The organism is Dactylosporangium siamense (assembly GCF_016862795.1).
GTDB lineage: Bacteria > Actinomycetota > Actinomycetes > Mycobacteriales > Micromonosporaceae > Dactylosporangium > Dactylosporangium siamense.
This window is the reverse complement of record NZ_BONQ01000126.1, coordinates 15,084-29,545: the sequence shown is the minus strand read 5'-3', so window position 1 is coordinate 29,545 and position 14,462 is coordinate 15,084. Positions and strand designations below refer to the sequence as shown.

The following is a 14,462-nucleotide window of genomic DNA, read 5'->3' as shown; positions in this document are numbered from 1 at the left end:
CAGCCGCTTGGAACGAGCGGCGTGGACGGTTGCTTTGCTGCGAGCTCGGAGGGCCCGCAGGTAGCAGCTGTGGCGACGGGATCGGGTGGCCGCCGCTGTTCGGTCTCTGGGGGTCCTGCTCCGCCTACGTGAGCGACGAGCCGATCACCGAAGCGGAGCGGACGGCGCGCGGCACCTCGCAGGAGGGACCCGTCCTGTCCCGTGCGGCGTTCCGGTCCGTCTCCAGCCCGCACTACTGCGACGGCGTGTGCGCCAACCAGGCGGTCGTCATCCCGGTGGTCGACACGCCGTTCGGGTGGCGTGAGGTGCCGGGTGGCTGGCATCGAGGGCTCGGTCTGGCCGTGCCGGCACCGGAGCTGGGGCAAAAGTTTACATATCTGGATGTCCGGTTCGGGGGGTAGGGTGAACTTCTGTCCATAGAGTGCCATCTTTGTAGATGCAAGTCTTTACTTTTGCTCAACCCGTGCATAAGTTGGCGTTAGATCGACAAAAGTCGATGTCAACATCGGCTGTGACGGGGAGCGGTGACCCACCCTGCCCTCGCGGTCCACCGGGAGGGGGATGGATGTTCCGTCGGCTCACGTCGCGCCGGTCGATGCTGGTGGGCGGCGCCTTAGCCGTGTCGGCGGCGGGGATCGGCACCGCGCTCGTGCCCGGGTCCGCCCGCTCGGCGAAGCAGCAGTTCGCGGGCGCCACCCGCCGCGTGACGATCTACGCCGAGGCGCTGCCCGGCAACCTGGTGGGCTACGGCCTGGCCCCCGGGCAGGCCACCGTCCCGGGACCCACGCTGGAGATGTACGAGGGTGACACCCTGGAGGTCACCCTCGTCAACACCACCACCCAGCGGCTGTCGATCCACCCGCACGGCGTCGACTACAGCACCGACTCCGACGGCAGCCCGCTGCACAACTCGTTCAACAACCCCGGCGAGACCAGGACCTATGTGTGGCGCTCGCACGAGATGACCGCGGCCGCCGGGCGCCGGTTCATGCCCGGCAGCGCCGGCTACTGGCACTACCACGACCACGCGATGGGCACCGACCACGGCACCGGCGGCGTCGCCCGCGGGCTGTACGGCGCGCTGACCGTCCGCCGCCGCGGCGACATCCTGCCGGACAAGCAGTTCACCGTCGTGTTCAACGACATGCAGATCAACAACAAGGTCGCCCCGGACACGCCGATGTTCGAAGCGAACCTGGGCCAGCGGGTCGAGTGGACCGCGATCGGCCACGGCAGCCTCTTCCACACGTTCCACCTGCACGCCCACCGGTGGGCGGACAACCGCACCGGGATGCTCGAGGGGCCCTCCGACCCGAGCCTGGTCATCGACAACAAGGACCTCAACCCTGGCAGCTCGTTCGGGTTCCAGGTGCTCGCCGGCGAGGGCGTCGGCCCGGGCGCCTGGATGTACCACTGCCACGTCCAGTCACACTCCGACACCGGGATGGCCGGCCTGTTCCTGGTCCGCAACGCCGACGGTTCCATGCCGGCCGGCGCCCAGGAGGCCATCGACCGCTTCCACGGCCACGTGCACAACCCCGCCGCGCACGTCCACGGCGGCTGAACACCCATCGACGAAGGAGCCTCATGAGGTTCACCACCTGGCGGCGCCCGTTCGCCGCCGCCGTCGCCCTGACCTTGATACAGATCGCGAATCCAGTGGCGGCCGCCGCCGCCCCGCAAGCAGCAGCGGCGCAGCCGCAGGTGCTGCTGTTCCACGGGCCCGCCGCCGAGCAGCAGGACCCCGTCGCCAGCGCCGCCCAGGAGATCACCGAAGTCGCGGAGGCCAGCGGCCTGGCCGTCACCGAGTCGCAGAACCCCGCCGACTTCACCACCGCCAACCTCGCCAAGTACCGCGGCATCGTCTTCCTCTCCGCCGCCGGCGTCGTGCTCACCCGCGACCAGGAGGCCGCGCTGCAGGCGTACGTGAAGGCCGGCAACGGCTTCCTCGGCGTCGGTGACGCGGCCAAGGCGCAGCCGGAGTCGTCGTGGTTCACCGGCCTCATCGGCACCCGGCCCGTCGGCGCGATCCCCAACGCGCTGCCCGTCGCCGCCGTCACCGCCAGCGCCGAGAACCCGCCGAACGAGACCAAGGAGAAGCTCGCCGACGGTAACGCCGGCACCAAGTGGTTGACGTTCGCCACGACGGGCTGGGTGGCGTACCAGCTGAGCACCCCGGAAGCGGTGAACGGCTACGCGCTCACGTCCGCCAACGACTTCCCCGGCCGCGACCCGAAGGACTGGACGCTGCAAGGCTCCGCGGACGGCACCAGCTGGGTCGACCTGGACCGGCGCACCGGCCAGACGTTCGGCGAGCGCCTGCAGACCCGCCGGTTCGACCTGACCAATACGACCGTGTACCCGCGGTACCGGCTGAACATCACCTCCAACGGCGGCGAGCCGCTCATCCAGCTCGCCGACCTGCGCCTGTTCGCCGGGGACGCCGAGCCGCCCGCGCCGCCGGCCGTGCAGCAGGGCGTCGTTGACGTCCTGGACCGGCAGCACCCGGCGACCGCGTCGCTGCCGCTGAAGCTGACCCGCTCCGACCGCTGGTACAACTGGGACCCGAACCCGGTCGGCACCGTGCACACCGTCGCGCAGGTCGAGGAGTGGAAGCACGACGCCGGCGCCGGCGCCAACGGCCCGTTCCACCCGGTGTCCTGGTGCCGCGACTACGACGGCGGCCGGTCCTTCTACACCGGCATGGGCCACACCGCCGCCGGCTACGCCGAGCAGGAGTTCCGCGCCCACCTCGGCGGCGCACTGCGCTGGACCACGGGCATCGAGCGCGGCGACTGCCAGGCGACCATCGCCGCGAACTACAAGGTCGAGCGGCTCACCGCGGCGAACCAGACCGGCCAGCTCGACCAGATCGGCGAGGCGCACGGCCTCACCGTCGCGCCCGACGGGTCGATCTTCTACGTCGGCAAGGCCGCCTGCCCGAGCGGGCCGGTCGTCGACTGGGCCAACCCGAACGTCGGCCTCGGCTGCGGCACGATCCACCGGTACGACCCGGCCACGAAGGCGGTGAAGCTGCTCACGACGCTGCCCGTGATGGGCAACCGGGGCAGCGGCTCGGAGCTGGTCAAGAACGAGGAGGGCCTGCTCGGCGTGGTCGCCGACCCCGGCTTCGCGCAGAACGGCTGGCTCTACGTGTACTGGATGCCGCACGCCTCCATCAACCGCGACACGCGGATCGGCCAGCGGACCATCTCCCGGTTCACCTATGACCAGGCCGCCCAGAGCATCGACCAGGCCACCCGCAAGGACCTCATCCAGTGGCCGGTGCAGATCCACAGCTGCTGCCACGCCGGCGGCGGGATGGCGTTCGACGAGGTCGGCAACCTTTACGTCGGCTCCGGCGACAGCAACTCCTCCGAGGGCTCCAGCGGCTACTCCGGCAACAACTGGACCGCCGAGTACGCGGGGACCTCGTTCCAGGACGCGCGGCGGACCGCGGGCAACACGAACGACCTCAACGGCAAGATCCTGCGAATCCACCCGGAGCCCGGCGGCACGTACACGATCCCGGCCGGGAACCTGTTCGCGCCGGGTACCGACAAGACGCGCCCCGAGATCTACGTGATGGGCGTGCGCAACATCGCCCGGCTGCAGTGGGACCCGGTCCGCAACTGGCTCACCGCCGCGTGGGTCGGCCCGGACGCGGCGTCGCCGAGCCCGACGCTCGGCCCGGCCAAGTACGAGACCGCGACCGTCATCACCGAGGCCGGCAACCACGGCTGGCCGTACTGCATGGGCAACCGGCAGCCGTACCGCGACCGCAGCGACACCGACGCGTCGGTGCTCACCGGCTGGTACGACTGCGCCCACCCGCGCAACACCTCACCGCGCAACACCGGCCTCGTCGACCTGCCGCCGGTGAAGAACAACATGATCTGGTACTCGCCCGACGGCGGCGGCCCGGTCTTCCCGGCGCGCGCCGACGGCAGCGGGGTGCCGACGTACGTCGCGGCCGACGCCACCTACACGCAGCCGTACCTGCGCGGCGGCGGGCAGGCCGTGATGTCCGGCCCGTCCTACCATCGGTCCACTGTGGACACCAGCAGCGGTGTCGCGTGGCCGGCGTACTGGGACGGCAAGTGGTTCATCGGCGACGAGTCCAACGCCAGCAACCGCATCGCCGTCACCGTCGACCCGGCCGGAGCCGCCGTCGCGGCGCCGCCGGTCTTCGCCGAGTCGCTGCGGGCCATCATCCCGTCCGGCAGCGGCGACACCCGCCTGCAGTCGTGGATGGACGCCAAGTTCGGCGCCGACGGCGCGCTCTACATGCTCGACTACGGCGGCGGCTTCTTCTCCCTACACCCCAACCAGAAGCTGATCCGGGTGGCGTACCAGGGCGGCCCGGCGACCCCGGTGCCGGCCGCACGGGCCGTCGCGGTGCAGAACAAGCCGCTCACGTACCAGTTCAACGGCTCCCGGTCCGGCGGCCTGAGCTGGCGCTGGGACTTCGGGGACGGCGCCACGTCCACGGAGGCGAACCCGCGGCACACGTATGCCCGGACCGGCTCCTACGCCGTGCGGCTCACCGTCACCTACGCCGGCGGCGCATCGTCCACAGTGGAAGTCCGCACCACGCTCGACGTCGACTGCCTCGTGCCGGACACCTCGGCCACCGTCCGGCTCGGCGACACCGACACGGGTATCGCCAACCGCGTCGCGGGCGGGCACTGCACGATCGACGACCTCATCGACGACGAGAGCACCTGGCCCGACCACGACGGCTTCGTCCGGCATGTGAACGCGGTCGCCGCCTCGTTGACCGGCAGCGGTGTCCTCAGTGGACGGGAGGCCGGGACGCTCACCCGTACCGCCGCCGCGTCACCGATCGGAAGGACCGGCGTCACCGGCTACGACGCGATCTTCGACGGCACCTCGCTGGACGGCTGGGTCCAGGCGCCGTCGGGACAGTTCGTCATCCAGCCGGACGGGACGCTGCGCAGCGACGGCGGCCTCGGGATGCTCTGGTACGGGGCCCGGCAGTTCGGCGACTTCTCGTTCAAGCTGCAGTTCCGGGACATGGCACCCGGGACGACGCGGGCCAACAGCGGGGTCTTCGCCCGCTTCCCGGACCCGCGGATCCCGCTCGCCGAACGCCCCGAGGGCAGCTGCGGCACCGTCGGCTCGGCGCGCACGTCGCAGGCGTGGGTCGCCATCTACTGCGGCCACGAGATCCAGCTGTACGACGGCGACACCGGCGAGCCACAGAAGACCGGCTCCATCTACAACTTCGACCCGGTGCCGATGAGCGGCGCGGGCGCGACCGCGAAGGGTGTGTGGAACGACTATGAGGTCCGTGTCGTCGGGCAGCACTACACGATCAGCCGCAACGGCGTGGTGATCAACGAGTTCGACAACACGCCGGGCAAGCAGTCCTCCCGGGCCGGCGACCCGTCGACCGACCTGCGGCAGTACCTCAGCGGCTTCCTCGGCCTGCAGAACCACGGCACCGCCGACGTCATGGAGTTCCGCAACCTGCGGGTGAGGTCGCTGTGATCCGCCGTGCGCTGTCGCTCGTCGGTGTCGTCGTGGTGCTGTTGTCTGCTTTGGTGAGTCCGGCGTCGGCTGCTGACCAGGTGCTCACGTGGACGACCGACGGGGAGATCACCCGGTACAAGACGGCGCCCGCGACGGCCGTGGCGGGGGCGGCCACGATCGTGTTCGAGAACAGCACGGCGACCGGGAACACCACCGGGATGCCGCACACGCTGACCTTCGACACGTCGGCGGAGGGCTACAACCACGACGTCAACGTCAACATCCTGGCCAACCCGTTCGACGCCAACAACGGCCGGCACCAGGTGGACGTCGTCCTGACGCCCGGCCGGTACCGCTACTTCTGCTCCATCCCGGGCCACAGCCTGATGGTGGGCGAGCTGGTCGTCACGGGGACCGGCGGCGGGGACACCACCCCGCCGACGGTGACCGCGTCGGTCTCGGGTGACGGCACGGCCGCGGCCACCGTCACCGTCACCGCGACCGACGCGGACTCCGGGGTGGCGTCGGTGGAGTACCAGCTGGACGACACCGGCTGGTCGCCCTACACGGCACCGGTGCGGGTGACGTCACCCGGGGACCATACGGTGCTGTACCGGGCCACGGACACCGCGGGCAACACCTCCGCGGTCGGGTCGGTGGCGTTCAGCGTCGACGAGCCCGGCCCCGTGGATACCACCCCGCCAGCGGTGACCGCGACCGTTTCGGGTGACGGCACGGCCGCGGCCACCGTCACCGTCACCGCGACCGACGCGGGCTCCGGGGTCGCCTCGGTGGCCTACCAGCTTGACGGCGGCGCGTGGCTGCCGTACTCGGCGCCTGTCGTCGTCACCACGCCCGGCTCACACATGCTGCACCACCGGGCCACGGACGTCGCCGGGAACACCTCGCCGGAGGGCATGGTGATGTTCACTGTAGTTTTGCCGGACCCTGTGGATACCACCCCGCCGACCGTGACCGCCACGGTCACCGGGACCTTCCCGGCGACCGTCACGGTCACCGCCACTGACGCTCAGTCCGGTGTCGCGTCGATCTCGTACCGGCTCGACGGCGGGGAATGGACCGCCTACACCGCGCCGGTCGTCGTCAGTGCCCCCGGCGTGCACAGCGTCAGCTACCGCGCCACCGACCGGGCCGGGAACGTGTCCTCGGCCCAGTCCGCGGCGTTCACCGTCACCGACCCAGGCACCGACGCCTGCCCGAACTCCGACGACCGCCCGACCGTCGTCATCGGCGGCGTCGACTCCGGAGTGTCCAACGTGGACACCGGCAACGGCTGTACCGTCAACGACCTGATCGCCGAGCACGCCTCGTATCCGTCGCACGCCGCGTTCGTCCGGCACGTCGACGCCGTCACTGCCCCGCTGGTGACCGCCGGCGTGCTCACCCGCCGGGACCAGGGCGCGATCGTGCGCGCCGCCTCCCGCTCATCCGTCCCGTCATTGACTCCCCGAGGAGCATCCTGATGCGCCGATCTGTCCTCGCGGGCGCCGCCGCCCTGTCGCTCGCCGCGGTGTTCGCCGTCCCCGCCGCACCTGCCCAGGCCGGCCTGATCACGTACTGCGTCGGCACCGGCGGCGCGGTCACCGTCCCGAACGACCTGTACGTCCCGGCCGGCGAGTCCTGCTCCCTGGAAGGCACCACGATCACCGGCAACGTCCAGGTCGCCACCGGCGCCAACCTGGTCGTGAACAACGGCAGCATCAGCGGCGAGGTCCGAATCGCCGCGGACGGCTACCTGGACGCCACCGCGACCACCATCGGCGGCCAGGTCGTCCTCGCCGCCGGTGGCTTCGGCGTGTACCTGCGGCAGGGCGGGACCGGCACCGTTACCCTGCGCCCCAAGGGCACCGCCACCATCGAGGGCTTCCTCTTCCTCGAGGGCGCCACCGTCACCGGCAACGTCACCATCGGCGTCGGCGAGGCCCGCCTCGACCAGCAGACCCAGGTCACGGGCAACGTCAGCAGCAGCGGCGCGTACTACACCGACGTCCACGACTCGTTCATCGACGGCACCCTGTCCGTCCTGAACACCTCCACCGGCAGCGTCGTTTGCGGCAGCGCCGTCCGCGGCAAGGCCACCTTCGCCGGCAACCTCGGCGGCGTCCAGCTCGGCCCCAACGGCACCCTCGACGGCTGCGCCACCGGCGGCTACTGGGGCCGGGACGTGAGCATCAGCAACACCACCGGCGGCGTCTCCCTGGAAGACAACATCATCAACGGCCAGCTCCAGCTGTCCAGCAACACCCCGGCCGCCAGGGTCGCCGCCGACAACCGCATCCGCGGCGGCGTCGTCGGCGAGCAGGCCCCGCCGGCCCTGGCCGCCCGCGCCGCCACCACCGCGGACCGGGCTTCCCCCGGCGCGGAGCACGCGTCGACCCGCCGCACCGGCGCCGTCGACGAGGCCACCACCGCAGGTCCCGCCGACCTCTGACCGGACGTTGCCCGGGCCGCGCCGGCCACGGCCGGCCCGGGCTCGCCCCGTTGGCCGATGACGAACGGACGCGCAATGCCGTTCGACCCAGGTCAGGGTGGTGCGGCGCAGCCAGTGGGCGGTGATGCCCTGCGCGGCGACCCAGGGCAGGTGCCGGCCGATGCGGCGCCACAGTTCGTCGTAGCGGCGGCTGGTCAAGGGGCGGCCGTTGCGGTACCGCAGCAGCGCGTCCGCAGGCAGGACCGCGCCGCGGACGGCGGCGTGCTGCATGAGGCTGGTGGCGAGGTCGAGGCTGATCGGCTGCCAGCGGACTGTGCCGCCATTCTCCCGCAGCTGCAGCAGGCCGCGGTCGGCGTCCAGGTCCTGCAGGCGCAGCCCGAGGGCACCGGCGCGCCGGCAGGCGGTCTCGGTGTGCAGGCGCAGTAGCAGCGCGTCGAGGATGGTGTCGTTGCCGGTGGTGCGGGCAACGAGGTTGATGTCGGTCAGTTCGGCAGGTGTCAGCGCCCGTCGGGTGGTGGGCAGCCGGCGGGGCTTGCCAACGCGGTGGGCTGGGCTGTCCGCGGCGTCGATGAGACCGTCGGCGATGGCCACGTTGTAGAAGGCGCGAGCGGCCGCGATGAGCAGCTCGCCCGCGTGGCGGCCGCCACGGCTGTTGCGCCGGGCACGGGCGCTGCTGACGACGCGTCGCTGCAACGCCTGGATGTCGCTCGCGGAGACGGCGTCGATCGCGAGGTCGCCCCATGCCGTGGTCATGCGCTGCCAGTAGCTGCGGTAGGCGCGCAGCGCGCCCGGACCGGCCGCGGCGAGCACCTGCGGGAGGTACTCGTCGAACGTCGGCAGTGCCGGTCGGGCGTCGTCCTGCAGTTCGGCGAGGGTGACGCCGAGTTCGGCCAGGGCCGTCCAGGCGGCGTCGAGCCGCTCACGGTCAGCCGGCATTGCCTGCGACGCGCCGGTCGGCCAGCAGCCGTGCGACGGTCTGAGCCGGGTACACCACGAGCAAGTCATGAGCGGGGTCGGCGAGCAGGACGACCATGGCAACGGCGGCGAGGTTGCAAAGTTGCCGGACCGGCGCCGGGATGGCCAGCAGGCCGGTGGCGCCGATAGTGTGGCCCGCTGTCGGGGTGGATGTCGCCGTGATGGCGCCGGGCGCGATGTCGAACTGGATGCGGCGCCCCGGCGGCCAGCCGAGCCGGTGCAGTAGCCCGCGGTCCGAGACCCGGCCGGACGGGTCGAGCCGGCCGCCGTCCAGGTGTGCCTCGGTCTGGTCAGGCCCGGTGCGAGGTGCGGGCAGGTGGGGCAGCGGTGGCCGTGGCGGCCGCGCGCGGGGGAGTGGTGCCGGGATGAGTGCCGCGATCCTTTTGGAGAAGCGCGCTCGGGCGTACTCGGCCGCTTGCAGCAGGCCAGGGATGAATGTCGACTCGAACGCCCGGAACAGCCGGGTCTTCGCGTTCAGGTCGGCGATCTCGGCCTGGTGCTGGCGCAGTCCTGTCCTGATCTGGCGTTGCCACTCCGCGTGCTCGAGCTCGAGGGTGTGCAGCGACGCAAGCAACGCCTCGGTTTCGGCCTCGCTGTTCGTGGCCCGTGCCCATCCGCGGATGTCGTCGTCCGTGGGGGTCTGCCGGCCGTTCTCCAGCTTGGAGATGTTGATTCCAGCCAGCGGCCGTGGCCCACAACGAGACGCCGTCGAGCCGGGGCGAGATCACCAGTCTGTCGATCTCGCCCCGTCCCGCGTGTCAGAAATCTTTCGCCAGGTAGACACGACGGCCCGAAAATCCCGGCCATTCCCCGCGGGGCGAACCCACAAAGACACGCGCCTCTATATTGATCGGCCCGTCCTGGAGAGCAAACACATCAGACACCAAATCTTCAATGTCCTCGTCAACCTGGGCGCTACGCTCAACCACGGCGAAATGCAAAATTACAAGGTCGTGATCGACGACGATCGAAATAGCGGTCATCTCTTTCGGGATAAGCCCGAGCGCGGCCTGGACGACGTCGAGCACCATCCTGTTCTCGTGCTGCAGCGAGGTCTCCAACTGCTCAGCCTCCTACGGCCTGGGTGTCCAGTTCGGACTTATCGGAACGACACTGACACTACGCGTCCCCTTGATCAAGAATAGGTTGGTGGGCTGGTCGAGGTAACCCGCGCCCGGATTATGGTTGTAGCCAGGGACGTTGTCGTAGCGGACAACGAATCCCTCCCTGTGTGATCCCATAACCGATGCGCTGCCGTTGTGGTACGCGTCGAGCACACTCTGAGCGTCCGCGTGGTTCTTGAAATAGCTCGTGCCGGTATACAGCGGATCTGCCAATACGTGTCGCCTCCTGCCTCTGCCAACTGATTGTTCTGGAGATGCTCGGACCCGCGGCAGGCGTCACCGCGGAAGGGGCCGCCACGGCAGGCGTCGTCACGGCATGCGCCTTCCGCGCTCCGCGCACGTACCTGTACAGCGGCCCTGCGGCACCGGACAGGCCGCCGGTGACCGCGCCGATGATGAGGTCGGTCGGCGTCGTCGGACGGCACATCGCGCTGTTGTAGGCCCAGGTGAAACCGGCACCGACGACCGCGTCGACGGCGAAGATCGTGGCGATCGAGCCGAGCGAGCCCGCCTGCATCCCGAAGCGGGCGGCGAGTGCCGCACCCGCCGGCGCGACCAGTACCGAGAGGCCACCGACAACCCCACCCACGAGGGCCGCCTCGCCGACGGCGCCCCAGTCGTAGGACGGGTCGTTGCGGTGCTGCCACATGTATCCGCCCGCGCCGATCGCGGCGCCGATGACGGCGCCGACGCAGATGGGGCAGGCGCCGGACGGGTCGGTGTTCTGCAGCGGGTTGTTGTCGGCGTACGCGTAGGGCTGGGCGGGTGCTGTCGACGAGCGGGTCGACGGTGGTGAACTGGCCGGCGGCCGGGTCGTAGTCGCGGGCGCGCAGGTCGACCAGTCCGGTGGTCGGATCGGTCCAGTTGCCGGTGTAGCCGATGGCGCTGTCGGTGCTGGCGGTGTGCCCGGTCCGTACGCCATACGCGTCGTAGGTGTTGGTGGCCACGACGGTGCCTGCGGCGTCGATGATGGTGCGGACCGAACCGAGGGCGTCGGTGTGCAGGTACTCGATGGTGCCGTCGGTGGCGACCTGGGCGTACGGGGTGATGCCGCTGCCGTGCAGGTAGCGGTGGCCGCCGTCGTCGAGCAGCAGCGGCAGGCCGCCGGCCTGGGCCCACACGAAGCGGGCGGTGGCGCCGTTCTGGGTGCGTGACTGCCGCAGTCCTTCACCGTCGGCGGTGTAGGTGGTGAGGGCCCGTCGAGGGTCGTGACGGAGCGGGTCGTGCCGGCCTGGTCGTAGACCAGGTTCGTGCTGCGGGTGCCGGTGGTGGCCCGGATCCGGTTGCCGTTGCCGTCGAATGTGAACGTGGTGGCGGTGCCGGTCGTCGGCGTCGCGGACGTCAGTTGCTGTGCCGCGTTGTACGCCTGGGTTGTGCCGTCGGGCAGCTGCTTGAGCAGTCCGGCCGGGCTGATGGCGAGGGTCGCGGCGCCGGAGGTGCGCAGCTGCCCGAGGCCGTCGAAGGTGTAGGACATGGTGTCGGGGACTTCAGGGTCAGCAATTACACCAACGGCTTGACCGGAGTCGAGGCCAGCTACTATGTCTCGTTCTACAAAGACTGGAACTTCGACAAGGGCGAGTCAAAGTTCGGCTATGACCTGGGACGGCTTGCTGAGTTGCACGAGTACGGAAAGGCGCAGGAGTTCGTGGTCCGCGGTGAGAACGGCCGCGGAACGTATCGCGATTTCATCGGTTGTACCTTTGCGAAGTGCGGGGCCCCGTTTGTCTAGTGCGATCCAGGTGGTGCGCCGTCGGCGCAGCGCCACACGGTCGGCCATGACGGCCGTCGTGGCGTTGGCGCTCGGCGGATGCTCCTTCGTGGGAGGTGCGCCGAAGGAGCCGGTGCTGGGGACCCGTGACGTCTGCAGCCTGTTCGATGCCGGCAAGCTGAACGCCGCGGTGCCAGACGGTGATGTGAAGCTCTCAGAGTTGAGCCGGCACAATGACCTGGGCAACGCCGGCACCTGCGAGTTCAGCAACCGTACGGAAAGCTCCGCCGACGGCGACTTCGCGGAGCTGCGCTTCGAGGTCTACAAGGCCTTCGACAAGAACGCTGCCGAGGCACATGAGGACGCGGTCGGCCTATTGGGCAACACTTGCCGGTTGCCACCGTTGACCGCGCCGGTGCAGGGTCCGGACGAGGGGCCAGCGCAGTGGTGCGAGTGGAATGAACCGAACGCCACGAGCAATATCAATGGCCACTACAGCTATGCGGTCCGTCGTGACCTGATGGTCGTATCCGTCGAGTACGAATACCGGGGGCCGGTGGATGTGGCGAGGGTCGAGCGCGCCCGGCAGGACACCCGGGCCGCGGCGGAGAGCGCCTTCCCCTAGAGAACCGTCGCGAGGAGACATGAGCGGAGCTCAAGCTGCTAGTGTCGCGTGATCCTGTTTGTGCTACTTGGTGTTGTTCTCGACGAGTTGTTTGATGCTGGTCTGGACCCAGCGGACCTTGGCGAGGATCTCGTCGGTGGTGGCGGTGCAGGTGAACGGTTCGGCGTCGCGGTTCCAGTGGGCGACGTAGTCGCGGATGCGGGCGATGAGGACGTTGACTGAGGTGAACGTGCCGCGGCGGATCGACTGACGGGTGATGAGACCGAACCAGATCTCGATCTGGTTCAAACCAGACTTCCTCGGCTATCGGGGCAAACTGCAGGACTGCTACGGACAGAGCCTCGCGACCTTCAAGTGGTCCCGGCGGGTGGCGTCGGCCTACTACAACATCAACTACGGCGCGGTGCAGTTCCTCGAAGGCTCCTACCCGCTGTTCCAGGTCGGCGTCAGCAACCGTTCCCTGTCCAACGCGGGCGGCAACAGCTACCGGGCCACGCACGTCTACCGCTACTGCTGAACCCTCCCGGGGGATCGCGAGTTCGACCAGACAAGCGGGAGGCTCTGATGCGAGCGTGCTCGCCGATCACAGCGACGGCGAGCACGTTCGAGGTGGTGCCGATCGACGGCCCGCCGTCGACCCGCCGTTGCGATGTCGATCCATGCGCCTCGCCCATTGCGGCGGGCGGGTCGAGGTACTTGCCCCGCCCCTGTCTGCCTCATGGCCGCCCAGTCGGACCTACGGAGTAACAGCTTACCGCCGCGTCGCCGGAGCGACTGACGCCACGACCTCCGGTATGGCGGCGCCGGCGAGTTCGTCGGCGAGGTCCAGCCAGCGCGGTCCGTCCACGTCGGCGTCCTGCGGCAGCCTCAATGTGTTGTACCCCAGTCGAGCCACGGCACGGCAGGGGCCGGGAGCAGATCCGGGTCGCCGTCCGGCACGTCGATCGCGCCGGTCGACAACGCGAACGTCTCGCCGTCGTCGTAGCCATCCCCGGGGACGTAATAGCGCCCCGGCCAACCATTCACGAACTTCTTGCCAGAGCCATCACCAAACGTCCGTTGACAACCACGTGAGCCATTCCGCGCAACGGCGTGCTGACGCTGGGTGATCTCCGGTTGCGTGGCGGGTGATACGCCGGAACCTGTTGTGGTGCAACGAAAAGACGCAGAACCCCGGTATGAAGGTGGTCCTCTCACAGATCAACTTCACTTGGGGCTCTGCGCCGACGATGAGTGTCACATACACCGCGACCCTGCCGGTACGCGACGAGACGATGGACTTCCTGGCCGGTCTGCTGACAGCCGAACGCGCCCGGCGCGGCACCCGGCAGCGAACCAGATCGCTGTCCTGCCATGAGCAGGCGGTCCTCGTCCTGCGCTGGTTCCATGACGGCACCCGGATGGGTCAACTGGCCGTGGACAACGCGATCAGCGTCTCGACCGGATACGACTACCTGCACGAAGGTGTCGACGTCCTCGCCGCGCGCTCACCCGGCCTGCACGGCGCGCTCCTGGCGGCCAAGGCCGCCGGCTACAGCCACGTCGCGATCGACGGCACCCTGATCGAGACGGACCGGTGCTGCACCCCCGGCCCGACCCCCGGCGTGGACCTGTGGTGGTCCGGCAAACACGCCCAGCACGGCGGCAACATCCAGGTCATCACCGCCCCGGACGGCTGGCCGATCTGGACCTCCGATGTGCGACCCGGCCGGGAACACGACACCACCGCCGTGCGCGCCCACGCCGAGATCCTGCCCGCCCTCACCACAACCGCCGCCGACCTGCGCACCCTCGGCGACCTCGGCTACGAAGGCGAAGCCGGCACCATCACCGTAGCGTTCAAGAAACCCAAAGACGGCCGGCTCACCCTGCACCAGCAGCAGCTCAACCACGCCCACAACGCCGTACGCGCCATCGCCGAACGCGGCAACGCCCTGCTCAAAAGCACGTTCAAAGCACTCCGCAACGTCAGCCTGTGCCCCTGGCAGATCGGCAGGATCGTCGCCGCCGCCCTCGTCCTGCTGCACTTCGACCACGCCCGAACAACATGACCATCAGTGATCAACACCTTGCGCGGAATGG

Annotated in this window: 13 protein-coding genes and 3 pseudogenes; 10 read left to right on the top strand and 6 right to left on the bottom strand. The window is 69.7% G+C overall.

All coding sequences use genetic code 11. The features are described from left to right. Positions 1-128: 128 nt before the first annotated feature. The 5 genes and pseudogenes from Dsi01nite_RS39790 to Dsi01nite_RS39770 all read left to right on the top strand — a co-directional run bounded on the left by Dsi01nite_RS39790 (position 129) and on the right by Dsi01nite_RS39770 (position 7,948). Entirely contained in the window at positions 129-401 is a 273-nt protein-coding gene (locus tag Dsi01nite_RS39790) for a hypothetical protein (protein WP_203851568.1), read from the top strand. A gap of 164 nt (positions 402-565) precedes the next feature. After that, positions 566-1,564, top strand: coding sequence for a multicopper oxidase domain-containing protein (locus Dsi01nite_RS39785; RefSeq protein WP_203851567.1), 999 nt, complete (start codon positions 566-568; stop codon positions 1,562-1,564). A gap of 23 nt (positions 1,565-1,587) precedes the next feature. After that, positions 1,588-5,514 (top strand): ThuA domain-containing protein, encoded by a 3,927-nt coding sequence (locus tag Dsi01nite_RS39780; RefSeq protein ID WP_203851566.1) that lies wholly within the window; start codon positions 1,588-1,590, stop codon positions 5,512-5,514. Beyond that, positions 5,511-6,740 (top strand): annotated as a pseudogene (locus tag Dsi01nite_RS39775) (OmpL47-type beta-barrel domain-containing protein); the annotation flags it as partial. The gene Dsi01nite_RS39780 and the pseudogene Dsi01nite_RS39775, both read left to right, overlap by 4 nt. Positions 6,741-6,979: 239 nt before the next feature. Next, positions 6,980-7,948, top strand: coding sequence for a hypothetical protein (locus Dsi01nite_RS39770; protein WP_203851564.1), 969 nt, complete (start codon positions 6,980-6,982; stop codon positions 7,946-7,948). A 123-nt stretch (positions 7,949-8,071) separates the two neighbouring features. On the opposite strand, the pseudogene Dsi01nite_RS39765 reads toward Dsi01nite_RS39770, so the two are convergent. The 4 genes and pseudogenes from Dsi01nite_RS39765 to Dsi01nite_RS59285 form a co-directional block, all read right to left on the bottom strand. Further along, a pseudogene (locus tag Dsi01nite_RS39765) lies at positions 8,072-8,701 on the bottom strand (tyrosine-type recombinase/integrase); the annotation flags it as partial. A gap of 172 nt (positions 8,702-8,873) precedes the next feature. Then, positions 8,874-9,497 (bottom strand): Scr1 family TA system antitoxin-like transcriptional regulator, encoded by a 624-nt coding sequence (locus Dsi01nite_RS39760; RefSeq protein WP_203851563.1) that lies wholly within the window; start codon positions 9,495-9,497, stop codon positions 8,874-8,876. 184 nt (positions 9,498-9,681) lie between these two features. Continuing rightward, complete coding sequence (locus Dsi01nite_RS39755; protein ID WP_239136512.1) at positions 9,682-9,984, bottom strand: hypothetical protein; 303 nt, start codon at positions 9,982-9,984, stop codon at positions 9,682-9,684. Positions 9,985-10,823: 839 nt separating this feature from the next. Further along, positions 10,824-11,168: pseudogene (locus tag Dsi01nite_RS59285) on the bottom strand (RHS repeat-associated core domain-containing protein); the annotation flags it as partial. Positions 11,169-11,297: 129 nt separating this feature from the next. On the opposite strand from Dsi01nite_RS59285, the gene Dsi01nite_RS59220 reads away from it, so the two are divergent. The 3 genes from Dsi01nite_RS59220 to Dsi01nite_RS39735 are packed head-to-tail and all read left to right on the top strand — an operon-like array spanning position 11,298 to position 12,380. Beyond that, positions 11,298-11,516 (top strand): hypothetical protein, encoded by a 219-nt coding sequence (locus Dsi01nite_RS59220; RefSeq protein ID WP_239136511.1) that lies wholly within the window; start codon positions 11,298-11,300, stop codon positions 11,514-11,516. 44 nt (positions 11,517-11,560) lie between these two features. Then, positions 11,561-11,776, top strand: coding sequence for a hypothetical protein (locus Dsi01nite_RS39740; protein WP_203851561.1), 216 nt, complete (start codon positions 11,561-11,563; stop codon positions 11,774-11,776). 46 nt (positions 11,777-11,822) lie between these two features. Further along, positions 11,823-12,380 (top strand): hypothetical protein, encoded by a 558-nt coding sequence (locus Dsi01nite_RS39735; protein ID WP_203851560.1) that lies wholly within the window; start codon positions 11,823-11,825, stop codon positions 12,378-12,380. Between the two features lie 63 nt (positions 12,381-12,443). On the opposite strand, the gene Dsi01nite_RS39730 is transcribed toward Dsi01nite_RS39735, so the two are convergent. After that, on the bottom strand, positions 12,444-12,668 hold the full coding sequence (locus tag Dsi01nite_RS39730; protein WP_203851559.1) for a hypothetical protein: 225 nt from the start codon (positions 12,666-12,668) through the stop codon (positions 12,444-12,446). Between Dsi01nite_RS39730 and Dsi01nite_RS39725 the strand changes: the two genes are divergently transcribed. Continuing rightward, complete coding sequence (locus tag Dsi01nite_RS39725) at positions 12,637-12,897, top strand: hypothetical protein (RefSeq protein ID WP_203851558.1); 261 nt, start codon at positions 12,637-12,639, stop codon at positions 12,895-12,897. The two genes, Dsi01nite_RS39730 and Dsi01nite_RS39725, sit on opposite strands and share 32 nt — an antisense overlap. A gap of 350 nt (positions 12,898-13,247) precedes the next feature. On the opposite strand, the gene Dsi01nite_RS39720 is transcribed toward Dsi01nite_RS39725, so the two are convergent. Next, positions 13,248-13,406: a hypothetical protein gene (locus tag Dsi01nite_RS39720; RefSeq protein WP_203851557.1), complete on the bottom strand. Its 159-nt coding sequence runs from the start codon at positions 13,404-13,406 to the stop codon at positions 13,248-13,250. A gap of 203 nt (positions 13,407-13,609) precedes the next feature. Between Dsi01nite_RS39720 and Dsi01nite_RS39715 the strand changes: the two genes are divergently transcribed. Further along, positions 13,610-14,431: a transposase family protein gene (locus Dsi01nite_RS39715; protein WP_203851556.1), complete on the top strand. Its 822-nt coding sequence runs from the start codon at positions 13,610-13,612 to the stop codon at positions 14,429-14,431. Positions 14,432-14,462 lie beyond the last annotated feature (31 nt).